Origin of the sequence: Acidiphilium sp. C61, assembly GCF_905116885.1 — a bacterium.
Taxonomy (GTDB): domain Bacteria; phylum Pseudomonadota; class Alphaproteobacteria; order Acetobacterales; family Acetobacteraceae; genus Acidiphilium.
In genome coordinates, this window is record NZ_CAJHNI010000005.1 from 930,669 (window position 1) to 955,285 (window position 24,617).

Annotated in this window: 21 protein-coding genes; 3 read left to right on the forward strand and 18 right to left on the reverse strand. The window is 68.3% G+C overall.

Translation table 11 applies throughout. The features are described from left to right. Positions 1-7: 7 nt before the first annotated feature. From pqqA to HUW10_RS07160, 4 genes are all read right to left on the reverse strand, one after another. Positions 8-85, reverse strand: coding sequence for a pyrroloquinoline quinone precursor peptide PqqA (pqqA, locus tag HUW10_RS18670; protein ID WP_174504788.1), 78 nt, complete (start codon positions 83-85; stop codon positions 8-10). A 223-nt stretch (positions 86-308) separates the two neighbouring features. Beyond that, positions 309-1,103 carry a xanthine dehydrogenase family protein subunit M gene (locus HUW10_RS07150; RefSeq protein ID WP_174502861.1) on the reverse strand — a complete coding sequence of 265 codons (795 nt, stop codon included), beginning with the start codon at positions 1,101-1,103 and terminating at the stop codon, positions 309-311. A 12-nt stretch (positions 1,104-1,115) separates the two neighbouring features. Continuing rightward, positions 1,116-3,521: a xanthine dehydrogenase family protein molybdopterin-binding subunit gene (locus tag HUW10_RS07155; RefSeq protein WP_174502862.1), complete on the reverse strand. Its 2,406-nt coding sequence runs from the start codon at positions 3,519-3,521 to the stop codon at positions 1,116-1,118. Positions 3,522-3,587: 66 nt separating this feature from the next. Then, entirely contained in the window at positions 3,588-4,085 is a 498-nt protein-coding gene (locus tag HUW10_RS07160; RefSeq protein ID WP_174502863.1) for a (2Fe-2S)-binding protein, read from the reverse strand. 188 nt (positions 4,086-4,273) lie between these two features. Between HUW10_RS07160 and HUW10_RS07165 the strand changes: the two genes are divergently transcribed. The 3 genes from HUW10_RS07165 to HUW10_RS07175 are packed head-to-tail and all read left to right on the forward strand — an operon-like array spanning position 4,274 to position 7,235. Next, complete coding sequence (locus tag HUW10_RS07165; RefSeq protein ID WP_174502864.1) at positions 4,274-4,714, forward strand: GtrA family protein; 441 nt, start codon at positions 4,274-4,276, stop codon at positions 4,712-4,714. A gap of 51 nt (positions 4,715-4,765) precedes the next feature. Next, positions 4,766-6,250: an exopolysaccharide biosynthesis polyprenyl glycosylphosphotransferase gene (locus tag HUW10_RS07170; RefSeq protein ID WP_174502865.1), complete on the forward strand. Its 1,485-nt coding sequence runs from the start codon at positions 4,766-4,768 to the stop codon at positions 6,248-6,250. Further along, on the forward strand, positions 6,240-7,235 hold the full coding sequence (locus HUW10_RS07175) for a glycosyltransferase family 2 protein (RefSeq protein WP_174502866.1): 996 nt from the start codon (positions 6,240-6,242) through the stop codon (positions 7,233-7,235). The genes HUW10_RS07170 and HUW10_RS07175 overlap by 11 nt, the downstream gene beginning before the upstream one ends. A 4-nt stretch (positions 7,236-7,239) precedes the next feature. Here HUW10_RS07175 and HUW10_RS07180 read toward each other — a convergent pair whose 3' ends face one another. The 14 genes from HUW10_RS07180 to HUW10_RS07245 form a co-directional block, all read right to left on the reverse strand. After that, a complete protein-coding gene (locus HUW10_RS07180; protein ID WP_236656271.1) occupies positions 7,240-9,333 on the reverse strand; it encodes a ComEC/Rec2 family competence protein in 2,094 nt (697 codons plus the stop codon). 65 nt (positions 9,334-9,398) lie between these two features. After that, positions 9,399-9,773, reverse strand: a complete 375-nt coding sequence (locus HUW10_RS07185) for a hypothetical protein (protein WP_174502867.1) — start codon at positions 9,771-9,773, stop codon at positions 9,399-9,401. Between the two features lie 186 nt (positions 9,774-9,959). After that, positions 9,960-11,528 (reverse strand): cell division protein FtsZ, encoded by a 1,569-nt coding sequence (gene ftsZ, locus HUW10_RS07190; protein WP_174502868.1) that lies wholly within the window; start codon positions 11,526-11,528, stop codon positions 9,960-9,962. A gap of 64 nt (positions 11,529-11,592) precedes the next feature. Next, positions 11,593-12,900, reverse strand: coding sequence for a cell division protein FtsA (ftsA, locus tag HUW10_RS07195; protein WP_174502869.1), 1,308 nt, complete (start codon positions 12,898-12,900; stop codon positions 11,593-11,595). A gap of 13 nt (positions 12,901-12,913) precedes the next feature. After that, positions 12,914-13,792, reverse strand: coding sequence for a cell division protein FtsQ/DivIB (locus HUW10_RS07200; protein WP_174502870.1), 879 nt, complete (start codon positions 13,790-13,792; stop codon positions 12,914-12,916). Continuing rightward, positions 13,780-14,685 carry a D-alanine--D-alanine ligase gene (locus HUW10_RS07205; RefSeq protein WP_174502871.1) on the reverse strand — a complete coding sequence of 302 codons (906 nt, stop codon included), beginning with the start codon at positions 14,683-14,685 and terminating at the stop codon, positions 13,780-13,782. Before HUW10_RS07205 ends, HUW10_RS07200 begins: the two co-directional genes overlap by 13 nt. Then, complete coding sequence (gene murB, locus HUW10_RS07210; RefSeq protein ID WP_174502872.1) at positions 14,682-15,611, reverse strand: UDP-N-acetylmuramate dehydrogenase; 930 nt, start codon at positions 15,609-15,611, stop codon at positions 14,682-14,684. Before murB ends, HUW10_RS07205 begins: the two co-directional genes overlap by 4 nt. After that, the gene (gene murC, locus HUW10_RS07215) at positions 15,608-17,083 is read right to left on the reverse strand and encodes a UDP-N-acetylmuramate--L-alanine ligase (RefSeq protein ID WP_174502873.1); all 1,476 of its coding nucleotides are present in this window, start codon (positions 17,081-17,083) and stop codon (positions 15,608-15,610) included. The genes murB and murC overlap by 4 nt, the downstream gene beginning before the upstream one ends. After that, the gene (gene murG / locus HUW10_RS07220; RefSeq protein ID WP_236656273.1) at positions 17,080-18,174 is read right to left on the reverse strand and encodes an undecaprenyldiphospho-muramoylpentapeptide beta-N-acetylglucosaminyltransferase; all 1,095 of its coding nucleotides are present in this window, start codon (positions 18,172-18,174) and stop codon (positions 17,080-17,082) included. The genes murC and murG overlap by 4 nt, the downstream gene beginning before the upstream one ends. Positions 18,175-18,182: 8 nt before the next feature. Continuing rightward, positions 18,183-19,346: an FtsW/RodA/SpoVE family cell cycle protein gene (locus HUW10_RS07225; RefSeq protein WP_174502875.1), complete on the reverse strand. Its 1,164-nt coding sequence runs from the start codon at positions 19,344-19,346 to the stop codon at positions 18,183-18,185. Then, positions 19,346-20,731, reverse strand: a complete 1,386-nt coding sequence (gene murD, locus HUW10_RS07230) for a UDP-N-acetylmuramoyl-L-alanine--D-glutamate ligase (RefSeq protein WP_174502876.1) — start codon at positions 20,729-20,731, stop codon at positions 19,346-19,348. The genes HUW10_RS07225 and murD overlap by 1 nt, the downstream gene beginning before the upstream one ends. Then, complete coding sequence (gene mraY, locus HUW10_RS07235; protein ID WP_174502877.1) at positions 20,728-21,816, reverse strand: phospho-N-acetylmuramoyl-pentapeptide-transferase; 1,089 nt, start codon at positions 21,814-21,816, stop codon at positions 20,728-20,730. Before mraY ends, murD begins: the two co-directional genes overlap by 4 nt. Then, positions 21,816-23,171 (reverse strand): UDP-N-acetylmuramoyl-tripeptide--D-alanyl-D-alanine ligase, encoded by a 1,356-nt coding sequence (gene murF / locus HUW10_RS07240; RefSeq protein WP_174502878.1) that lies wholly within the window; start codon positions 23,169-23,171, stop codon positions 21,816-21,818. Before murF ends, mraY begins: the two co-directional genes overlap by 1 nt. Further along, a complete protein-coding gene (locus HUW10_RS07245) occupies positions 23,168-24,613 on the reverse strand; it encodes a UDP-N-acetylmuramoyl-L-alanyl-D-glutamate--2,6-diaminopimelate ligase (protein WP_174502879.1) in 1,446 nt (481 codons plus the stop codon). The genes murF and HUW10_RS07245 overlap by 4 nt, the downstream gene beginning before the upstream one ends. Positions 24,614-24,617 lie beyond the last annotated feature (4 nt).

The following is a 24,617-nucleotide window of genomic DNA, read 5'->3' on the forward strand; positions in this document are numbered from 1 at the left end:
GTTCAGATTAGCCGAGATCAGCGCAGGCGTAGCAGTTGATTTCGGTGCCAACAGCGATTTCGACGAGCTTCGGCTTGGTCCACATGGATTTGTCTCCTGGATCGTTGAGGTACGAATGCGTTTTCCGCTTTTGTCTCCGCGAGATGCGGAGTGACGCGACAATACGACATGTCGATAACGACGCAAGTGGGTAATCCGCGATCCCACCCGGTTGTGACAAAACGGGACAGCACTCCGGCTACAATCCCCGCATGAGAAAAGGGCGGCCCAGGGCCGCCCTTTCCCGATCAGCCTGCAGTGCAGAACGATCAGCCGCAGGAAGCGACCGCCCGGCGGGCCATCACGCCGACGAGGTGCGCGCGATAGGCCGCACTCGCATGGATGTCGCTGTTCATGTCCTCCTCGGGCGTCTTCACGTCGCGAATCGCATCGGGTGCGAAATTCGCCGAGAGCGCCTGTTCCATCGCCGCATGACGGAACACGCCGTTATTGCCGGCGCCGGTTACCGCGAGGCGGGCGCCCCCGGCGGTCTTGGCGACGAACACGCCTACCATGGCGTAGCGCGATGCCGGATTCGGGAACTTCTCGTAGGCGGCCTTTTCCGGGATCGGAAAGGAGACCTCGACGATCAGTTCATCCGGCTCCAGCGCCGTCGTGAACATGCCCTGGAAATAGTCATCCGCCGCAATTTCGCGCCTGGTCGTGCGGATCGTGGCGCCGAGGGCGAGTGCGGCGGAGGGATAGCACGCGGAAGGATCGTTATTGGCCAGAGAGCCGCCGATCGTGCCGCGGTATCGAACCTGGCGGTCGCCGATATGGCTGGCCAGATGCGCCAGCGCCGGGATCGCGTCGGCAACGACCTTCGAGGTGGCAACCTCGCGATGCGTGGTCATCGCCTTGATGACGAGCGCGTTGCCTTCGCGGCGGATGCCGGAGAGGCCGAGCCCGCCGAGATCGACCAGCGTGCTCGGCTTGGCAAGCCGCTGCTTGAGCACGGGGATGAAGGTCATGCCACCGGCAAGCGCCTTGGCCTCGGGATCGCTCCCCAGCGCCTTGACCGCATCGTCGATTGCGGCCGGTTTCTGATAATTGAAATCGTACATTGCGTCTCTCCGTTACTCGGCAGCCATCCGCGGCGACGCCGCGTTGATGATCGACCAGATCTTCAGCGGTGTCGCCGGCATGTCGATATGGGTGACCCCATAATCGCGCAGCGCATCGACGACGGCATTGATCACCGCGGGCGGGCTGCCGATCGCGCCGACCTCGCCAACCCCCTTGGCTCCAAGCGGGTTGTGGGTGCACATCGTCGATTCGGTCCCGACATGGATGTTCACCAGGTTGTCCGCGCGCGGCATCGTGTAGTCCATCAGCGATCCGGACAGGAGCTGGCCGGTCTCGTCGTAGATCGCGTGTTCGAGCAGCGCCTGGCCGATACCTTGGGCCACACCGCCGTGAACCTGGCCATGCACGATCATCGGGTTGATGACCCGGCCGATATCGTCGACCGCGGTGAAGTTCAGCATGCTGACGACACCGGTATCGGGATCGACCTCGACCTCGCAGATATGGCACCCGCCGGGGAAGGTGAAGTTCTTCGGATCGTAGAATGCCGTCTCGTCGAGGCCGGGCTCGAGTTCGTCGTGCGGGTAGTTGTGCGGCACATAGGCCGTCAGCGCGATCTCGCCGAATGCCTTCGACTTGTCGGTGCCCGCGACGGTGAACTTGCCGTCCTTGAACTCGATGTCGTCGACCGAGGCTTCCATCAGGTGGGCGGCGATCTTCTTGCCCTTGGAGATGATCTTGTCGACCGCCTTGACGATCGCCGAGCCGCCGACGGCGAGCGAACGGCTGCCGTAGGTGCCCATGCCGAACGGGATCTTGCTGGTGTCACCATGCACGATCTCGACTTGCTCGAACGGCACGCCGAGCTGGTCGGCGACGAGCTGGGCGAAGGTCGTCTCATGGCCCTGGCCGTGGCTGTGCGTGCCGGTATAGAGCGTCACCGAGCCGGTCGGATGCACCTTGACGTTGGCGACCTCGTAGAGCCCTGCCCTCGCGCCGAGCGCGCCGGCCACCGCCGACGGCGCGATGCCGCAGGCTTCGAGATAGGTCGACATGCCGATGCCGCGCAGCTTGCCGCGCTTCGCCGACTCCGCGCGCCGCGCCTCGAATCCGTTCCAGTCGGCCAGCTCCATGCAGCGCGCGAGCGTCGCCTCATGGTTGCCGCTATCGTATTGCAGCGCCACCGGCGTCTGATACGGATAGGCGTCGGCGGGGATGAAATTGCGCCGGCGGATGGCGACACGATCCATCCCCATCGTCTTCGCCGCGACATCGACGAGGCGTTCGAGCAGGAAGGTGGTCTCCGGACGGCCGGCGCCACGATAGGCGTCGACCGGGACGGTGTTGGTGAAGAGCGCCTTCACTTCCGAATAGATCGCGGGCGTCGTGTAGACGCCGGCGAGCAGCGTCGCCGAGAGATAGGTCGGCACCGACGGCGCGAAGGTCGAGAGATAGGCGCCGAGATTGGCCATCGTCTTGACCCGCAGCCCGAGGAATGCGCCGTCCTCGGCCAGCGCCAGCTCGGCATGGCTGATATGGTCGCGGCCATGAGCGTCGGTGATGAAGGATTCGCTGCGCTCGCAGGTCCATTTCACCGGCCGGTTCACCTGCGCGGCCGCCCAGGTCACCGCCGCTTCCTCGATATAGTGGAAGATCTTGGCGCCGAACCCGCCGCCGACGTCGGGTGCGACGACGCGCAGCTTGTGCTCGGGGATCTGCAGCACGAACGCGCCCATCAGCAGCCGGATCACATGCGGGTTCTGGCTGGTGGTGTAGAGCGTGTGTTCACCGGTCGACCGGTCGAAATCGCCGATCGCCGCACGCGGCTCGATCGGGTTCGGCACCAGCCGGTTGTTCACTAGGTCGATCGTCGCGACCTTGTGGGCCTTGGCGAAGGCGGCATCCACGGCGTCCTTGTCGCCGATATGCCAGTCGAAGCAGACATTGCCCTTGGCCTCGTCATGCACGAGGGCAGCACCCTCGGCCGTCGCCGCGATCATGTTGGAGACCGCCGGCAGCGGGTCGATGTTGACCACCAGCGCCTCGGCGGCGTCCTTCGCCTGGTCGACAGTCTCGGCAATCACCATCGCGATCGCATCGCCGACATACCGGACCTTGCCCTGGGCCAGCACCGGATGCGGCGGCTCGACCATCGGCGAGCCGTCCTTGCTGTGGATCTGCCAGCCGCACGGCACGCCGCCGATGCCGGCCTTGGCGATGTCGTCACCGGTGAAAATGGCGACAACACCCGGCATCGCCCGCGCGGCGGCGGTGTCGATCGACCGGATGACGCCATGGGCCACGTCCGAGCGGCGGAACACGGCATAGGTCTGGTCGGGGCGGTTGATATCGTCGGTGTAGTGACCGCGGCCTGACAGGAACCGGCGGTCTTCCACGCGCTTCGGCGAGTCGCCAATGCCGCCCTTCACGATGTGCGGCAAGGTCGTATCGTTCATGGATGATCTCCCGAAATTTTTCTTGCACCCGGACATACGGGTGCTTCACCTTTTGCAGCCCGAACCTTATTCGGCGGCCTGCGGCAGCTCGCGCCCATGCATGAGCGGCCAAGCGGCGGCGATCGCCTTGACGATGTTGTGGTAGCCCGTGCAGCGGCAGATATTGCCTTCGAGTTCCTCGCGGATCTGCTGCTCGGTCAGGCCTTCCGGATGGCTCTCGACCAGATCGATCGCGCTCATCACCATGCCCGGGGTGCAGAAGCCGCATTGCAGGCCGTGATGTTCGCGGAACATTTCCTGCATCGGATGCAGCGTGCCGTCGGCTGCCGCCAGCCCCTCGATCGTGGTGATCTCGCTGCCATTCGCCTGCACCGCGAGCATCGTGCACGACTTCACCGACTTGCCATCGATCTTGACCACACAGGCGCCGCACTGGCTGGTGTCGCACCCGACATGTGTGCCGGTCAGGTGAAGGTTTTCGCGCAGCATCTCGACGAGCAGCGTGCGGGCTTCCACCTCGGCGGTCGCCGGCTTGCCGTTCACCGTGAGTTTAACCTGGGGCATTGATTCCTCCGTTCATGATGGCGCGGGACCCTCCGCCCGGATGATCCGCTTCCTTATACCATGATGATGGGGCTCTCCGGCGTTGGTCAAGAGAACCGGACAGCTTTCTTACCGCAAGGTGCGAATTTGACAGAATTTGTCACAGGCCAGGTTGCGCACTGCCGGAAGCCTGTTAACTCTCCGGCCGCATGCCGGCCCTGCCCTCACCCATCATGCTGATCACCAGCCGCCTCCCGGCGCGTCATCGCGATGCGGCGGGCGAATTGCTGCGGTTCGGCACGGTTGGCGTCTTTGGCCTGCTCGTGGATATCGCCGCGGTCTATGCGCTCATCCCCAGCCTCGGGCTCTACGGCGCGGGCATGGCGGCCTACGTCTTTGCGGCAAGCTGCAACTGGATGTTGCACCGGATCTGGACCTTTCGCGCACGCACCCAACGCCCCGCCCACACGCAATGGTTGCGCTTCCTGCTCGTCAACATGATCGGCTTCTCGATCAACCGCGGCGCCTATTCCCTGCTCATCGCCAGCTTCGTGTTGCCGCGGCACTACCCCGTGCTGGCCGTGTGCGCAGGTTCCGTTTCCGGCTTTCTGGTTAATTTTCTGCTTTCCCGGCGTCTGGTTTTCGGTTAATTCAATACAATCTTCAGTTGTATCCCCGAAAGCCGAGGTCGTTCCGGACCGATGTCGCAGACCGCTTTCAACTCCATCGCCAAACCTGTCCGCAACGGAGCGGCAGCAAGACAGCCGCAGGCGCCCGGCCGGCACATCCATATCGGTATGCATGCCGGCCTCTTCCTGCTGCTGGTTACCGACATCGCCGCCGCCTGCCTCGGCCCGCAACTCGGCTCCCGGTTCCTGCTTTCCGCCCCCACCATGGCGCGTGGCCTGCCAAGTCAGCTCGTCTATGCTGCGCTGACCGTCATCACGCTGGCGGGCTCGGGGCTTTACGAGCCGGGGCCGGTCCGCGCCCCGCTCGATCACGCAACCTCGATCATGCGCGCGCTTGTGGCGGCGGAAACGCTCTCATTGCTGCGGATCGCGGTGCTGCGGCCGTCGCCGACAGCACCGCCGCTCGGTACATCGTTCGGCTGGGCAATTGCCGCCTTCACCCTGACCGCGACCCTTCTGTTCGCAGGCCGGATTGCCGTGGCCCGGATCTGGCAGCGTCATGGGATCGGCGTTGCCCAGGGGGCCGCGGCCCTCGTGACCACCGCGCCGTGCGACCGCGCGGTCTGCGACCAGCTCGATCGCCTCGCCGATCATCGCCTTGGATATATTTTCTGCCTGGGGCTGGCGACCTCGTCGGGTCTGCGCGCGATTGCCGATGTCGCGACGCTGGAGGGGCTGATCCGGTCCGACCAGATCGGCGATCTCATCGTCGTCATCCGCCGCGGCGACAGCGTGCAGACGCGCGGCCGGCTGGACGCGCTGCTCGCCCGCCTCGCGGACCAGCCGGTCAGGATACGTCTCGCCTTCGACGCCGCTGCCGAAATCGGCGCCGGCGACCTCGCTGCGGGCCTCGGGCTTCGCCTCGTCACGGCGCTCGACCGGCCGATCCGCCCCCTGGCTGCATCAGCGAAACGAGGGATGGACATCATTGGCGCCGCCCTCCTGAGCGTTCTGCTGTCCCCGCTCCTCGCCGCCATCGCCATTTCACTGTGCCTGTCCGGCCCGGTTCTGTTCCGGCAGCGCCGGATCGGGCTGGATGGCGTCCCATTCACCGTTTTCAAGTTCCGCACGATGCACCCGCAGGACGCCACGGGTCGCAACATCCCCGTCGTCCAGGCGCGCGCGGGCGACCGGCGGATCACGCGGCTCGGCCGCGTTCTCCGCCGCCTCTCGCTCGATGAACTGCCGCAGCTCGTCAACGTGCTGCGCGGCGACATGTCGCTGGTCGGTCCCCGGCCCCACGCGCCGCATACAAGCGGCGGGGACTTCACCTTCGAACAGGCGATCGCGTTCTACGGCGTGCGCCACCGGGTAAAGCCGGGGCTGACCGGCCTTGCACAGGTGCGGGGCCTGCGCGGCCCGGCGGAGCGGCGCGACCTCGTGACCGCGCGCGTCGCCGCCGATCTCGATTACATCGAGCGATGGTCGGTCTGGCTCGATATCGCGATCCTGTTGCGGACGGTTCCCGCCGTGCTCATTGGGCGCAATGCCGTCTGAGCCGCACCTGCTGGCGGGAACGCCGCCGCCCGGCCGCGCCTATGATGCGGATATCGTCATTCTCAGCCATCAGCGGCCGCGCGAAACCATCGCCGCCCTCCGCTCGGCCGCGTCCCAGACCGGCATGGACAGCCATGTCATCATCCTGGACCAGGCCTCGGATGCAGCCATGCGCGCGGCCCTGACAGCCGCGGCGCAGGACTATGAAAATGTTGCGGTTTATGGCGTCGCGCGGAATTTAGGCGTGCCGGGGGGCCGCAATCTCGCCGCAACGCTCGGGCGCGGCAGGACGATCATCAGTCTCGACAATGATGCCGTCTTCGCTGACCGCGACACGGCGGCGCACGCCGCGCGGCGGATCGCCGGCGCAGATCGCCTCGGGGCGATCGGGTTTCGGATACTCGCGGCCGATGGCGCCTGTCTCGACCGGACGAGCTGGGGATATCCCGCGCGCCTCGTGCGGCAGGCGGAGCGGCGTTTCACCGCCACCACCTTCGTCGGCTGCGGCCATGCCCTGTCGCGCGCCTGTTTCGAGCAGCTCGGGGGGTATGACGCGACGCTGTTCTTCGCCTGGGAGGAATATGAATTCGCGCGCCGCGCCATCGCTGCCGGCTGGAAGATCGAGCATCACGGCGACCTCGCGGTCGTCCACGCCGTGTCGCCCGAAGCGCGCATGGGCTGGAGCGCGGGGCGGTGGCGCCATTTCGTCCGCAACCGCCTGCTGATCGCGCATGACTGGGATGGCCCGGCGGGCTTCTGGCTGCGCGCCGGCGTGTATCTGGCGCGCGGCGCCATGACGTCGCGCCTTGGCCAGACGCTCGGGGCCATTGCCGAGGCGCGTGTCCTGTCGCGCACCAGGCCCCGGCAGGGCAACACCGCCGCCGCGCGGCGCTACGTTTTCCTGCATGAGACCTGCAATCGGCTGCCGTGCACCGCCCGCTTCAGAGCACGATATACGATCAAGAAACCCCATCCGATCGGATAATGCCCTATCGGCGCCGGTGCCAGCGCGGCGGCCAATCCGGCACCCAGGGCCGCGCGCCCTGCACGTCCCGATCCGTCGCGAACCGCAAGCGGGCCCCGCTGAAGCGCAGGGCGATCGCGCCATCCCGCCACACGCTGAAACGGTCGAGCACGACGCGCCCACGGCCACGACAGGCGCCGCGCAGGGGCCGCGGCGAGACGACCACGCGCGCCTCGCCGCAGCCGCCCTTCGCCGCGGCAGGACCGTCGAGATACAGCACCCGCCCGCGATCGAACCGGCATCGACCGTCGGGGCAGAGATCGGTTGCCCTCGCCACGCGGACGCGATCATGGGCGAAAACCGGGCGCCACTGCGCCAGCGTGTAGTTGTCGGCTCGTCGGGTCACGAGAATCCGCACCACCGCGCCATCCCGCACCGCGACGAGAGACGCTGTCGGCGAGACGAGCACATCCGGCGCGCGGCCTGTCATCATGCCCGCAAGGCCGATCGCGACCAGCGGCGCCCCGGCGAAGCGCGTCCGGTCCCGCAGCAGGCCCAGCAGCGCCATGCCGAAGCCCAGCAGCGCAACCGGCCAGCCCGGACTTGGCCCGATCGCGATGAGGGCGTGCGGCAACTCGCCGACAAACCGGGCAACGGCCAGAATCGCGGCGATCCCCCACCCCATCGGCGCCAGCGCCAGCGCCTCGAGATGCAGCGGCATCAGCAGCAGCGCCACCATCCCCGCGGGCAGCACGATCAGCGCGGTCAGCGGCACAGCGACCAGATTGGCGAGGATGTAGTAGGGCTGCACCTGCTGGAACTGGTAGGCGGCGAAAGGCATCGAGGCGCCGCCTGCGAGCAGCGAGGTGAAGGCCAGCGCCGCCACATGCCTCCCGAGGCGCTGGTGCCATCCATCGCCTCCGATCGTGAGCCGGCGGCCGAACGCCTCGTAGCCGGCAATCAACGCCAGCACGGCCGAGAAGCTCATCTGGAAGCTCGGACCCGGAACCGATTGCGGCTCGATCAGCATCAGCGCGAAAGCCGCCAGCGCCAGGCCACGGAGCGACAGCGCCCGGCGCCCCGCGACGATGCCGAGCAGGACAAGGCCCGCCATTGCGAGGCTTCGCTCGATCGGAACGTGAAACCCGGTCAGCGCCGCGTAGACCAGACCGCCGGCGAAGGCGACGAGCGAGGCGACCACCTTGGCCGGGACCCGCAGGAGCAACGGCTCGGACAGTCCAGCCGCGAATCGCGCCACCGCGAACAAAGCGCCCATCACGATCCCGATATGCAGGCCGGCGACGGCAAGGATGTGCGCAAGCCCGGCGGTGATGAAATCCTGCCGCTCACGGGCGGGGATCGCCGACTCGAACCCGGTCAGCAAGGTCGCCGCCACCGGCCCGGTCGTTGGCGGCATGGCGGTCAGGACACGGGCGGCGATCGTCTCCCGCAGCCGCCTCAGCGCGCCGGCCCAGCCCGGCCGCCCCGGACGGATGATCGCGATCTTGCTCACGGCAAATCCGACCGCCCCGATGCCCGAGAAGAACTGGTCCCGCGCGAACGACCACCCGCCGGGATAGGCCGGGCGCGAGGGGGCGAACAGAAAGGCGCGCACACGGACAAGGTCTCCGGCGGCAAGGCGAAGATCGTCGCCCTTGCGCAGCTTGACCCGCACCGCGCGGGCCAGGGCGGGTCCGCCATCGAGCCGCGGCGAAGCGAGTGCCACCCGGCGGCCGGTCGGGAGAATATCGATCGAGCTGACCCGCCCGGCGACGGTAACGACACCATGCGGCACGAGGATCGGCGGCGGCATCGCGATCGCCTGCCACTGTGCCCGCCCGAAGCCGATCGTCGCGAAGAGGAACAGCGCGGCGATACGTCGGAGGACCGGACGCTGCCAACAAAGGGCAAGGCCACCGCCGGCCAGCATGATCGCCACAGGCGCGATCCAGACCGGCGGTTCACTGCCAAGGTCGAAATAGAGAAGCACGCCAGCCAGCATCGCCACGGGCAGGAACAGCACGATGCGCCCCGCATAGGAGGCCGCCCGATAGCCACCGTCCGGCGTTGTGACCGCCGACGAGGGTGTCGTTCTGTCGATGGTCAGTCCGGCGTCCAAAGGATAATTCTCAACTGAAAGTTGAATTATCCTATTTCATCCAGGATCGTTGCGAAAGCGCAAAATCAGGCAAGTGCCGCAATGGCGAGGACAAGCGAGATGCCTGCGATGGCCAGCATGGCGTGGATCGCCAGCAGCAGGCCCGGAATGCGCCGCCCGCGCGAGGCGATGACGATGACGGAGAGGCCAAGGCAAAGCGCAAGCCCGAGCAGGAGTTCTGCGCCGGCACCAAACCCGCCAAGGCCCATGCGCTGCGCGAGCGGGTGGCGATCCAGCGTGACGACAAGAGCCGCAAGGCCGAGACTGCCGACGACGCCATGCAGCATCGCTTTCGCGCCCGCATCGCTGGCCGGGCGCTCGCCCCTGTCCCGCGTGGCGTCGAACGCCAACCACGCACCGATCGCGGCAGCCAGCAGCAGCAATCCGAGAGCATCCGTCATGCGCGGAAGGATGGCGCCGCGACAGCGCACGCGGCAAGTGCACAACACGGTGAGCGGAAGGATTTGGATGACAGCGCGCGCAGCCGGTTGGGGAACGCGAAGCGATGCCGGTCACGCGGCGTATCATCCGATCGGATGAACCGGCTGATCGGTTTCACCCGATCAGCCGGCCGGATAGCGATGGCGTCAGGATTGCTGACGACGGAGGAATGCCGGGATATCGATGCCGATTTCCTCGTTGTGGCTGAGCCGCACGGCCGCACGCGGCTCATGCTGTTGATGCGGGACATGGTGGGACGCGCCGTCCGGTGCCGCGCCATGCGACAGGTCGCGCGGGGCATGCTGCGGCGACGGATAGGATGCCTCCTCCCGGGCCGGCCAGGCCGGCATCGCCGCCCGCGGCGGCTCGGCCGCCGGCTGAACGGGCTGGGGCGCTGCCGCGTTGCGGAAACCATTGGTCATCCGGCTGAACAGGCTCTGCTTGCGGGGCGGCTCGGCGGCGCGGGGCGCCTCGCGGTAGGCCGCCGGTGCCGAAATCGGTGCCCGTACCGGCGCTTCCTGCTGGAATTGCTGACGCGGAGCCGCCGGGGCAGCTTCAGGCTGGGGATGCAGCGCCTGCGGCTGGACCGAAGGCTGAGGTTGAGGCTGATGCTGGAACCCGGAATTCTGCGCGGCGTGGTTCACCGGTGCCTGCACCTGCGCCGCGATGGTCGCATTCGCCTCCACCATCACGCTGTCGCCCGACACCGCGGCAAGGCGCGGCCGCTCGGCTTGCGATGGCGCCGGCGTGTCGATCCCGGTCGCGACAACCGAAATCCGGACCCGGCTGCCGAGGCTCTCGTCGAGCGCCATGCCGACCATGATGTTCGCATCCTCGTCGACTTCCTCGGCAATGCGGTTCGCCGCCTGGTCGAGTTCATGCAGCGAGAAGTCGGAACTGCCGGTGATGTTGATCAGCAGCCCGCGCGCGCCCTTCATGTTGGTGTCTTCGAGCAGCGGGTTGGAGATCGCCGCCTCCGCGGCACGGATTGCGCGATCCTCGCCCTCGGCTTCGCCGGTGCCCATCATCGCCTTGCCCATCACCGACATCACCGAGCGGATGTCGGCATAGTCGAGGTTGACGAGGCCCGGGACCACCATGAGGTCGGTAACGCCGCGCACGCCCATGTAGAGCACGTGGTCGGCCATCTCGAAGGCCTCCTTCCAACCCGTGCGCTCGTTGGCCACCTTGAAGAGGTTCTGGTTCGGAATCACGATCAGCGTATCGACGAATTGCTGCAGCTCGTTGATCCCGTCTTCAGCGGAGCGCAGGCGGCGGCGGCCCTCGAAGGCGAAGGGCTTGGTCACCACGCCGACCGTCAGGATGCCGCGCTCGCGCGCCATCCGCGCGATGACCGGTGCGGCACCCGTGCCGGTGCCGCCGCCCATGCCCGCGGTGATGAACACCATGTGCGCGCCGTCGAGATGCCGGGCGAGGTCTTCCGACGCTTCCTCGGCCGAGGCCTTGCCGATTTCCGGCCGTCCGCCCGCGCCGTTGCCCTGGGTGATATGCGGCCCGAGCTGGATGCGGCGTTCGGCGCGCGAAAGCATCAGCTGCTGCGCGTCGGTATTGGCGACGACGAATTCCACGCCCGGCAGGTTGAGGGCGATCATGTTGTTGACCGCATTGGTGCCGCCGCCGCCGACGCCGATCACCGTGATACGCGGTGTGAAATCTGTCTGTGTCGTGGTCTGTCGGATCAGGTTCAGGGTCATGTCTGCGTCTCCTGGCAGGCGGGCGTGAAACGAGGGAGGGCGGCGATGCGATGGGGGTGTGTCATCACATCCGCCGCACGAGAAAATTCATGAACCGGGCCAACCGGCCTTGCGGCGCAGCGACGTTGAAATCGATGTCGTGCATCGTCTGGCCCTCGCCGGTGGCGAAGGCGAGCAGCCCGATCATGGTGGCGAAATTCGGCACGGTGGCCGCGTCGGGCAGGCCGATGACGCCGAGCGGCTTGCCGATGCGCACCTGGCGATCGAGGATCTGTGCCGCGAGTTCGCGGGCGCCGACGAGTTGCGATGCGCCACCGGTCAGCACCACGCGCGCGCCGGCCGCACGACCGAGGCCGGAGGTCTCGATCCGGTCGCGCACCAGCTCGAAAATCTCCTCGAGCCGCGGGCGGATGATGGACACCAGCGCACTGCGCGGCACCTTGGCGATCTGGTGTTCGGCCTCTCCGACCAGCGGCACGGGCAGCAGTTCGCGCGCATCGTCCGGGCTTTCCTGGCAGGTGCCGTAGAGCGTCTTCAGCCGCTCGGCATGCGCCACTTGGGTCGACAGCAGACGGGCGACATCGTTGGTGACGTGATTGCCGCCGACCGGCAGCTGCGCCGTGTGCAGCATCTGCCCCTCGGCGAAAATCGCGATCGTCGTCGTGCCGCCGCCCATGTCGATCACGGTGGCGCCGAGTTCGCGCTCGTCCTCGACCAGCGTCGCGAGGCCGGAGGCGAACGGCGCCGAGACCATTGAGGCAATCTCGAGTTCGCAGCGTTCGAGACAGGCGGTGACGCTCTTGATCGCCGTGGTGGCGGCATCGACCACATGAAGCTGTGCGGTCAGCGTGTCGCAATAAAGGCCACGCGGATCGGCAACGCCGCCGGTCTCGTCGGTGGAGAAATTCAGCGGCAGGGCATGGATCGTGCCGCGCCCCTCGGATGCCGCGCGGGCCCGCGCCTCGCGCACCACGCGGCGGATGTCGTCCTCGGTCACGGCGCGGCCGTCGATCGGCCATTGCACGTTGAACAGCCGGCTCTCCGGCTGCCCGCATGACAGGTTCACCGTGACCGATTTCAGCCGCATGTCGGCCTGGTCCTCGGCCGCGCCGACAGCGGCGCGGATGGCTTTCTCCGCCTCTTCGAGATCGACGATTCCGCCGGACTTGACCCCCCGCCCGCGCTGCCAGCCAAAGCCGAGCGCGCGCAGCCGGCCATCGCTCTCAGCGCGGCCGATGAGGCAGGAAATCTTGGTCGAGCCGATGTCGAGCACGCCGAACGGGCCGGAGCGCGCGGGCTGGCGTCGCGCATCCTGCTGGCGAGGGTCGGCCCGTGTCGCGGTGATCGTCGCGCGGCGGGACAGATCGTTCATGTCCGTGCCTCCCTCATGATTTGTGCTTACCGGCTGCGGCCGATGGCGTTGCCGCCTCGGTCGCGAAGCCTTTGGGATAGGGGCGCACCACCAGCCGATCGGCCAGCCGCAGGTCGATCCGGCGCACCGGCCGCTCCAGCAGGCGAATCTTCCGCTCTGCCTGCATCAGCGCGGAGAGCGCACGCGCGGGATGGGAATCCGGCAGTTCCACGATCGTCTTGTCCCGCAGGATGAGGTTCCAGCGCAGCCGGTCGATCCGTTCGGCGGCAACCACCCTGGAGTCGATCGCGGGGAATCGCGCGAGCAGGTCGAGCAGATCCTGCGCATGTTTCGGCGCGCCGATGCCGACCAGCAGCCGCAAGCTCGGGTCATGTGCGCGGGCCGCGCCGGCATCGCGATCCTCCAGCACGGCCCCACCGGGGCCGACCAGGGCGAATCGTCCGTCCGGCCGCTGCCAGATCGCAAGAGCGCGGCGTTCGGTCACCTCGACCCGCAACGTGTCCGGCAGCACACGCTCGACCACCGCGGTGCGCACGAGACCGAGCGCGCCGACCCGTGCCGCCACCACAGCCGGCGAGACCGCGAAGATCGGCTGGCCCCGTTCGACAGCGATGACCCGCTCGACCACGGCGCGCGAGCCTGGCGCCACGCCCTGCAATTCGATATGGGCGACGCGGAAACCGGCGTCAGCCGCAAGGCCCGCCGCCGCTGCGCGCACCGGCCGGAACACGGCGGCCACGCCGCGCAAGCCAAGCGGCACCGCGATCAGCAGGATGGCGACCACGCCAAGCACCGCCGTCGGCCGTCCGGCCCGCCGCAAGCGGCGCAGCAGCAGCGTGCGCGGGCTCGGCCGGTCCTGCACAGTGGTCTTGCGCGCCTTCACACGCGGCATGTGGCGTTCTCCACCATCCAGGCGCACAGGGCGGGGAAGTCGATTCCGCAATGGGCCGCCTGCTCGGGCAGCAGCGAGGTCGGCGTCATGCCGGGCTGGGTGTTCACCTCCAGCAGCACGAGCCGATCCGTTTCGTCATCGTAGCGGAAATCCGAACGCGTCGCCCCGCGGCAGCCGAGCGCGCGATGCGCCGCGACCGCGACATCCTTCGCCCTTGCGCTCACCACAGGCGGAATCTGCGCCGGAATTTCGTGGCGCGAGGCGCCGGCGGCATATTTCGCCGTGTAATCGTAGAACCCCTCGGCGCGGATTTCGGTGACGGCCAGGGCGCGGTCATCGAGCACGGAAACGGTGAGTTCGCGTCCGGGAACATATTCCTCGGTCATCGCCACCGTGCCGTGGCGCCAGTCGCGCACGATGTCGGCACGGCGGTTATCGCCATCGCGCAGGATGAACACGCCGACCGAGGAGCCCTCGTTCACCGGCTTGACGACATAGGGGCGCGGCAGCGGATCGGCCGCGGCGAGCACATCGAGCGGCACGATGCGGTGCTGCGCCAGCGGCAGGCCGGCAGCGGCGAAAACCGCCTTCGCCGCCCCCTTGTCCATCGCCATCGACGACGCCCGGACGCCGGAATGGGTGTAAGGGATGCCCATGTAGTCGAGCACGCCCTGGATTGTCCCGTCCTCGCCGAACCGGCCGTGCAGCGCGTTGAACACCGCATCCGGCGCCGGCGTCAGTGCTGCGATCACCGCGCCGAGATCGGCGCCAACCTCGATCTCGAACACGTCATATCCAGCCTGGCGCAGCGCCGCCGCAACCTGCCGGCCGGAGGCGAGGCTGACCTCGCGCTCTTCCGAAATGCCGCCGAGCAGGACCGCGACGCGCTTCATGCCGCCCCCCGCCCGGGCAGGCCGATCCTGCGGATTTCCCAGATCAGTTCGACGCCGGTGCGCTCGCGCACGCGCCGGCGCACCATCTCGCCCAGGCCCTCGATGTCGGCGGCGCTCGCCTCGCCGAGATTGATGAGGAAATTGCAGTGCTTTTCCGAAACCTGCGCGCCGCCCTGCGTAAGCCCGCGGCAGCCCGCCTCGTCGATCAGCCGCCAGGCCTTGTCGCCCTCGGGGTTGCGGAAGGTCGAGCCGCCGGTCCGTGCCCGCACCGGCTGCGTCGCCTCGCGGCTCGCGCGGATCTCAGCCATCCGCGCGGCAATCGCCGTCGCCTCGCCCTGCCGCGCGTGCAGCCGTGCCCGCACGACGATTCCGCCCTCCGGCAACCGCGCGTGACGATAGGTCAGCGCGAGATCGCCAGCGGCATAGCGCGCGACCGTCCCGTCCCTCCCGATGATCTCGGCCCAGTCCAGAACATCGCGGATCTCGGTGCCATAGGCGCCAGCATTCATCGCCACGGCGCCGCCCAGCGAGCCCGGAATGCCGGAGAGGAATTCGAGTCCGGCCAGCCCCGCCGCCGCGGCGTGTTCGGCGATCGTCGCATCCAGCGCCGCCGCACCCGCCACGATGCCGTCGGGCTGGACCTCGATGTCGGCAAATCCGCGCACGAGCCGCACGACCACACCCGCGATTCCACCATCGCGCACGATCAGGTTGGAGGCGGCGCCGATCGGCAGCACCGGCACTTCCGGCGCGAGCGCGGCGAGAAAACAGCTCAGATCATCGATATCGGCGGGGCGGAACATCACCTCTGCCGGGCCGCCGACGCGGAACCACGTCACTGGGCCGAGAGGCACATCGAACCCGATGCGCCCGCGCACTTCCGGCAGCCCGGCCCGCCAGTCGGCCATGACAGGCGCGGCCATCATCGCATCCCCCCGGGCATCCCCCCGGGCGTCCCCATGGGCATCCCCCCGGCACCGCGGCGGGTGGTCTCGATCAGCGACTGCAACTGGTTGGGCAGCGCCTGCGCCCAATTGGTGATCGACCCGGCGCCGAGGCACACGACGAAATCGCCGGCGCGGGCCATCGCGTTGATCATCTCGGCTAGATGATCGGGGCTGCCGAGCGAGACGACCGATTTGTGGCCGCGCGCCCGCAGACCCTCGACCAGCGCATCCCGATCAATGCCCGGAATCGGCTCCTCGCCCGCCGGGTAGACATCGGCGACGATCACCTTGCCCGCATCGTTCATGCAGGTGCAGAAATCCTCGAACAACGTGGCAAGGCGCGAATAGCGGTGCGGCTGCACCACGGCGATCACATCCCGCGCCCCGGCCTGGCGCGCCGCCCGCAGCACCGCCGCGATCTCGACCGGGTGATGGCCGTAATCGTCGATCACGGTGATGCCGGCGACCTCGCCGGTCTTGGTGAAACGCCGCTTCACGCCACGGAAACTTGCCAGGGCCGCGCGCAGGTCCACCTCCGGCACATCCATCTCGATGCCGATCGCGATCGCGGCCAGCGCGTTCTGGACGTTGTGGTTGCCAAGCATCGGCAGGCGGATCGGCGCCAGCACGCGCTCACGCCCGGCCACGCGCTCGGAGAGGCGAACCTCGAAGGTCGCGCCATTCCGGTCGGACATGATCCGCTCGGCCCGCACATCCGCCTGTGGCGACAGGCCGTAGGTGATCAGCCGGTGATCCGACAGGTCCGGGATCATCCGCTGCACGCCGGGATGATCGATGCACAGCACGGCGAACCCGTAGAACGGGATGTTCGAGACGAACTGGCGATATCCCGCCTCCATCGCCTCCGCAGAGCCCCAATGGTCGAGATGCTCGGGATCCATGTTGGTGACGACGGCGATCACCGCCGGCAGACGAAGGAAGCTGCCATCGCTCTCATCGGCCTCGACCACCATCCAGTCGCCGCCGCCAAGCCGCGCATTGGTGCCGTAGGCGTTGATGATCCCGCCATTGATCACGGTCGGGTCGAGCCCCGCCCCTTCGAGCACGGCCGCGACCAGGCTCGTCGTCGTCGTCTTGCCATGGGTACCGCCGATCGCGACCGCCCAGCGCAGCCGCATCAGCTCGCCCAGCATCTCGGCGCGGCGCACCACCGGGATCATCCGCTTGCGCGCCGCCTGCACCTCGGGATTGTCCCGCGGCACCGCGGTCGACACCACGACGACCTGCGCGCTGCCGAGATTGGCGGCGTCATGCCCGATCGCGACCGGAATGCCCGCGGCGCGCAGGCGCGCGACATTGGCGTTTTCGGAAAGATCGGATCCCTGCACCGAATAGCCGAGATTGTGCAGCACCTCGGCGATGCCGGACATGCCGATCCCGGCAATGCCGACGAAATGGATCGTCCCGATCGACAGCGGCATGGCCCTCATCGTACGCGCTCCGCAATTGCCGAAAGAACGAGATCGGCCAGGCGCATCGCCGCCCCCTCGATCCGCGCGCCGGCCGACGCCTCGGCCATCGCCGCGAGACGTGCCGGATCATCGAGCAGGGTGCCGAGCGCCCGGGCCAGCAATTCGGGTGTCGTCGTCGCCTGGTCGAGCCGCAATGCACCGCCGCGCCGGGCCAGGACATCGGCATTGTGCCGCTGGTCGGTATTGATCGCGAGCGGAATGAAGATCGCCGGCCGCCCGATCGTTGCCACCTCGGCGACGGTGGATCCGCCGGACCGCGCGATCAGCAGATGCGCCCCCGCCATCCGCGGCGCCACATCGCTGAAAAAGGGCGCCAGCTCGTGCTTGATCCCCGCGGCATCGAGCGCGCCACGCGCGTCACCGATCGCCTCGGCCGGACACTGCATGGTCAGCATGATCCGCTGGCGCAACGCCTCGGGCAGCAGGGCGAGCGCGGCCGGCACAAGGGTGGCGAACACACGCGCGCCGAGCGAGCCGCCCAGCACCAGCAGCCGGATCGTCTCCGCGGGCGGCGCATAGGGCGATGCGGCGAGCGCCGAGATGGCGGCGCGCACCGGATTGCCGGTGATCGTCGTGCGCGCCGTTGCGGGCAGCCCCGCGGTGCCCTCGAAACTCAGCGCGATGTGATCGGCGAACCGGGCGAGAAAGCGATTGGCGCCGCCGAGAACCGCGTTCTGATCATGCAGCACGATGGCAGGGCGTCGCCGCAGCGTGGCCGCCGCGAGGATCGGGGGCACCGAGGGATAGCCGCCGAAGCCGACCACGGCGGCGGCGTCGAGCTGCGCGAGAAGGCGGCGTGCCGTGCCCGTGCCGCGCGCAAGCTGCGCCATACCGGACAGCCGGCGCCCGAGGCTTCGCCCGGCCAGTCCAGCGCCGGCCAGAACATGGCGCTCGCAGCCGTCGAAGACGGGCGACCTCAGCGCTGCAGACCGCGCATCCGTCATCAGCACGATCCGCTGGCCGCGCCGCATGAGTTCATCCGCCACCGATTCGGCCGGAACCATGTGGCCGCCAGTACCGCCGGCGGCGATCACGATCGGATGCAGCATCGCGCCCCTCATACCGCCCGATCCTGCAGCCCAAGGCCGAACAGCCCGTCCGCCGCGCGCTCGGCATGCGAGCGGCGGCGCGTCAGCGCCAGCAGGAAGCCCATCTGCAAGCCCGTCGCCAGCACCGCAGAGCCGCCATAGGACAGGAACGGCAGCGTCATTCCCTTGGTCGGGATCATCGACAGCGATGACGCCATGTTGATGAACGCCTGCAGGCCGAAACTGGTCAGCAGACCGGTCGCCGCGAGGGCTGCGAACGGATCGGTCTCGCGCAGCACCCGCACGAGGCCGCGAAGCACGATCACGGCATAGAGCGCGATGATGCCGAGGCAGAGGAACATGCCGAACTCTTCCCCGGCCACCGCGAACACGAAATCGGCGCGCGCATCCGGCAGGTAATGCTTCACCTGCCCCTCGCCGGGACCACGCCCCCAGAGGCCGCCATTGGCGAAGGCCGAAAGCGCGGTGATCGCCTGGTAGGCCTTGTCCTTCGTCGGATGCAGGAACAGCATCACCCGCTTGTGGACATGCGCGATCAGTTCGAAGGCGGCGATCCCGCCGATCCCGAAACCGGCGATCCCGAGACCGACAAAGGCGGGATTCAGCCCATCGAGGAAAAGCTGGACGAAGAAGGTCGCCAGCACGAGTGCCGTGGTCCCGACATCCGGCTGGCGCAACAGGATCAGCACGACGATGGCGTTCAGGCCGATCGCCGCGAACATGCCCGGAAATCCCGGGGTGCGGCGCCGTTCGGCGAGCAGCCAGGCCGAGGCGATGATGAGCGCCGGCTTCAGGAACTCCGACGGCTGGATGGTGAAGCCCGGCAGCGCGATCCAGCGCCGGCCACCATCGACGACGACGCCATGGACCAGGGTGAAGCCGGTGAGCACCAGAAACACCACCCCGATCGCCAGCGCCGCGAGCTTCACGTGACGCAGGTCGAGCATCGAGACGCCGACCATCAGCAGGCCGGAGGCGAGCAGATAGAGGATCTGACGAACCATCACGATCGTGTTGGGATCGTCGAGCGAAAGGCTGGTCGCCGGGGTCGCCGCGAAGGCGAGCACATAGCCCACGCCGACCAGCAGCAGCAGGGCCGTGAGCATGACGCGGTCGACACTCCACCACCACCGCCCGACGATCGAATCATCCGCGCGCGAAAGGACCGGCATTACATCGCCTCCTTCGCGCCAAGGCGCATGGCCAGTTCGGCAAAGCGTCGGCCCCGCGCCGCGTAGTCGGTGAACTGGTCGAAACTCGCCGCGGCCGGCGAGAGCAGCACCGTGCCGGTCCCAAGCCGCTGCGCCGCCGCGAAGGCGGCCGGAACCGCACGTTCGAGTGTATCGGCGTGTTCGAACGATACGCCCGCGGTGCCGAGCGTCGCCGCGAAGATGGCCGCGTCGCGACCGATCAGCACCGCGTGGGCAATACGGGAAAACCACGGAGACAACGATTCGATGCCGCCCTCCTTGCCGATTCCGCCGGCAATCCAGACCAGGCGATCATGGCAGTCGAGCGCCCTGGCGGCCGACTCGGCGTTGGTCGCCTTGCTGTCATCGATGAAGGCGACGCCTGCAACCGTGGCGACGAGACGCTGGCGATGCGGCAGGCCGGGGAAGGTCCGCATCGCCGCGCCGATGGTCTCGCGCGGCACGCCGAGGGCCAGCGCGAGGGCCGCCGCCGCCGCCGCGTTCTGCACATTATGCGTGCCGGGCAGCGCCTTTGCCGCGGAGAGATCGGCAATCACGCCGGCATGATCGACCAGCATCCGACCGCGCGCGAAAATATCCGCAGGCTGAGTGCCGGAAATCCGCACGACTCGCGCCGCGCCCCCCTCGAATCGGTCGGCCATCGCCGCCGTCGGCGCATCGTCGATTCCGAACACGGCGACATCCCCCGCTGCCTGCCCGGCGAAAAGCCGAGACTTTGCAGCTTCATATCCAGCCATATTGCCATGGCGGTCGAGGTGATCAGGGGTCAGATTCAGCATTGCTCCAGCACAGAAGCGCATGTTTTCGATTCGCTCCAACATGTAGCTGGACATTTCGAGCACATAGACGCCGTCATCGCCGAGCGGCCCGAGGGCGAGCGCGGCCGGCCCCAGATTGCCCCCTGCGGCAACCTCGAACCCCGAAGCGGCGAGGATATGCGCAAGCAGCGCCGTGGTGGTGGACTTGCCGTTGGTGCCGGTGATGCCGACGAATCGCGCGGCACTTCCCGAGCAGCGAACGGCCCGGAACAGCAATTCGGCATCGGTCAGGATCGGCACGCCGCGCGCAATGGCTGCCGCCGCCTCGGGATGCGGCGCCGGCAGGGCGTGCGGAATGCCGGGCGACAGCACGAGCCCGTCAAGATGCGACGCCTCACTCGGCCGGCCGAGCGGGATGCCCTCGGCGGCGGCAGCGTCTCGCCGCGCCTCGTGATCGTCCCACGCGATGATTTCGGCCCCCATATCCCGGAGTGCGCGCGCCGCCGGAAGGCCATTGACCCCGAGCCCCATCACCGCAAAGCGCCGGCCGGCGAACACCGGCTTCCACGTTTTCACCGCTGCACTCATCGGATTTTCAGGGTCGCAAGGCCCATCAGCGCGAGGATCATCGCGACGATCCAGAACCGGATCACAACGGTCGGCTCGGCCCAGCCCTTCTTTTCGAAATGATGATGCAGCGGCGCCATCAGGAACACGCGCCGCCCGGTTCTTTTATACCAGAATACCTGCACGATCACCGAAACGGTCTCGACGACGAAGAGCCCGCCGGTGATCGCCAGCACGATCTCGTTCTTGGTTGCCACCGCCACCGAGCCGAGGGCGCCGCCGAGCGCGAGCGAGCCGGTATCGCCCATGAATACGGCGGCGGGCGGCGCGTTGAACCAGAGAAAGCCCATGCCCGCGCCGATCAGCGCCGAGCAGAACACGGCGAGTTCACCCGTTCCGGGTACGAAATTGATTTCGAGGTAATGCGCAAAGATCCGGTTGCCGACCAGATAGGCGATCAGTGCGAACACGCCGGCGGCGATGATCGTCGGCACGATGGCGAGACCATCGAGCCCATCCGTCAGGTTAACCGCGTTCGACGCGCCCATCATCACGAACATCGCAACCAGCGGGAACAGCGGGCCGAAGGGAATCATCAGATTCTTGAACATCGGCACGGCGAGCGAATCGGCGATCGAGCCGGGCATCAGCCGGGTGATCCACACCGCAGCACCGAGCCCGAGCGCGGCCTGGACCACGAGCTTGATCCGCCCTGGCACACCCTTGGTGTTGCGCTTGGTGAGCTTGAGGAAGTCATCGGCAAAGCCGAGCGCGCCATAGCCGATGGTGATCATCAGCACCGCCCAGACATAGCCGTTGCGCGGATCGGCCCAGAGCAGCGTGGAGACGGTCAGCGCGATCAGGATCAGGAAGCCGCCCATGGTGGGCGTGCCCTTCTTCTCGATCAGATGACGTTCCGGCCCGTCGGCGCGGATCGGCTGCCCCTGCTTCTGAAGCGATTTGAGCCAGCGGATCAGCCCTGGCCCCAGCAGGAAACTCACGACCAGCGCGGTCAGGCACGCGCCGCCGGCGCGGAACGTGATGTAGCGGAACAGGTTCAGGACGTGAAACGCCGAGACATGCGGCAGAAGCAACGCGTAAAGCATCAGGATTTGTCCTCGAGTGCCGCAACCACATCACGCATCCGCGACCCGTAGCTCCCCTTCACCAGAACGACATCGCCCTCGGCGAGGGCCGAGCGCACCGCCGGCGCGAGGGCAGCGGCATCCGCCGCCCAGGCGCCCCGCTGGCGCTCCGGCAGGGCATCGAACATCACGCGCATGTGCGGCCCGCAGGCGAACACGAGATCGGCGACGCCGGCCACCGGCGCGGCAAGATCGCGATGCTCGGCATCGGCAAAGTCCCCGAGTTCGAGCATGTCGCCGAGCACGGCGATGCGCCGGCCGGGCAGAAGGGCGAGAACCTCGAGCGCCGCGCGCACCGAGTGGCCCGAGGCGTTGTAACTTTCGTCGAGCAGCGTGGCACCGGCACCGTTGACCGTGATCCGGCGTCGCGCACCGCGACCGGCCATGGGCGCAAAACCGTCGAGTGCCGCCGCCGCCTGCGCCGGGTCGAGCCCGAGCGCCGCAGCGGCCGCCAGCGCCGCCACCGCGTTCATCGCCATGTGTGTCCCCGGCGCGGCAAGGCGACAACGGACTGGCCGGCGCAGGATGTTTGCCGTCAGCGCCACGCCGTCGGCATCGTTCACGGCCTCGGTCAGCCTTGCCTCCGCGAGGTCGTCCGTACCGAAGCTGACCACGCTCACGCCATCCCCCGCCCGGCGCGCAAGGCGCGAGAGGAACGGCCCGCGCGGCAGCACCGCCGCCCCGCCCGGCATCACGCCACGCAGGAGCTCGGCCTTTTCATCGGCAATCGCCTCGATGGAGCCCATCAGCCCCAGATGCGCCGAGCCGATCGCGGTGATGACACCGACATGTGGCCGCGCGATGGCAGAGAGCGGCGCGATCTCGCCCGGATGGTTCATGCCGATTTCCACCACCGCGAAATCGGCTTCGGCCGGCAGACGCGCCAGGGTCAGTGGCACGCCGATATGGTTGTTGAACGACGCCTCCGCCGCATGGGTGGAGCCGAACGCGGCAAGGATCCGGCGCAGCATCTCCTTGGTGGTGGACTTGCCGACCGACCCGGTAACCGCAACCACCCGCGCCCGGCTGCGTGACCGGCCAACCGCGCCGAGCGCGGTGAGCGCGGCCTGCACATCCTCGACAAGCAGTGCCGGCCCGGTACCGACATCCCGCGAGACGAGCACGCATGATGCGCCCCTCGCCTCGGCATCCGGCACGAAATCATGCCCGTCGCGGACATCCGCCAGGGCGACGAACAACGCGCCCGGCGCGATCGTCCGGCTGTCGATCGAGACGCCGGTGGCATCGGCCTCGCCGCGCAGCCACGTGCCGTTGGTCGCTGCGGCGAGGTCGCGCGCGGTCCACAAAGCGCTCATGCCGCGAGATCCCGGATCACCGCGGCATCGTCGAAAGGCAGCACCACATCGCCGACGATCTGCCCGCTCTCGTGGCCCTTGCCGGCAACAGCGAGCACGTCTCCCGTCCGCAATTCGCCGAGCCCCGCGGCGATCGCGGCGCGCCGGTCGCCGATCTCGCGCGCATCGGGGCACGCGGCCAGAATTTCCGCGCGGATCGAGGCGGGGGCCTCGCTCCGCGGATTGTCGTCGGTGATGATGGCAATATCGGCGAGCCGGGCGGCCACTTCGCCCATCAGCCGCCGCTTGCCGCGATCGCGATCGCCGCCGGCACCGAACACCAGCACGAGCCGCCCCGCCGCGTGCGGGCGCAGCGCGACGAGCAGCCGCTCCAGCGCATCCGGCGTATGGGCATAATCGACATAGGCGGCTGCGCCATTCGCCAGCACTGCGGCGCGCTCCAGCCGCCCGCGCACTGGCTTGAGGCCCGGCAGCAGGCCGAGTGGATCGGACACGCCGGCGGCACGCGCCAATGCTGCGGCAAGCAGGGCGTTATCCGCCTGGAACCGGCCCGGAAGCGGCAATTCGATCTCGCGCAGCACGCCGCCTTGCGCCACCGACAGCACCTGGCCGGACGGCGTCGCGGCGATGCCGCGCAGATCGAACAGATCCCCGCCCGCACCCACCGTCGCGAAATCGAGCCGCCGCGCCTGCGCGATCTCGCGCAGGGCCGCAAGCGTTGCGGGTTCGAGATCCGCCATCGCTACCGCCGGCGCGCCGGGGGGCAGCAGATCCTTGAACAGCAACAGCTTGGCCTCGCGATACGACGCCATGTCGCCATGATAATCGAGATGGTCGCGGGTCAGGTTGCTGAACCCGCCGGCGGCAAGGCGCAGCCCGTGCAGGCGGAACTGGTCGAGCCCGTGCGAGGAGGCTTCGAGCGCTACGGTGCCGATTCCGGCCGCCTGCAGCGCGGCAAGGGTTCCGGCCAGCGTGACCGGATCGGGCGTCGTCAGGCTCGCCCCCGGCGCGAAGCCCGGGGCGATCAGCCCGAGCGTGCCGAGCGAGGCGGCTTTCCTGCCACTGGCGGCGATCATCTGGCGGGTGAAATCGACCGTCGAGGTTTTCCCGTTGGTCCCCGTCACGCCGAGAATGGTCTCCGGCAACGGCCCGGCGAGCGTCGCCGCGATCTCGGCGAGGCGGCGCCGCGGTTCGGCATCCTCGATCAGCGGGCGCGGCGGCACGCCCGGCGGCCAGCGCGTGCCCGTCGGGGCCAGCACCGCGGCGGCACCGCGGGCCACGGCCTCGGCGATGAAGTCGCGCCCATCGGATCGCGCGCCCGGCAGGGCCGCGAAGATCATGCCCTCGCGGACGGCACGGCTGTCGGCGGTGATTCCGGAAAACGCCGCCTCCGACGGCAAGGTCCAGCACGGCGCGGTGCCGTAACGTGAAAGACCGTCCATCAGT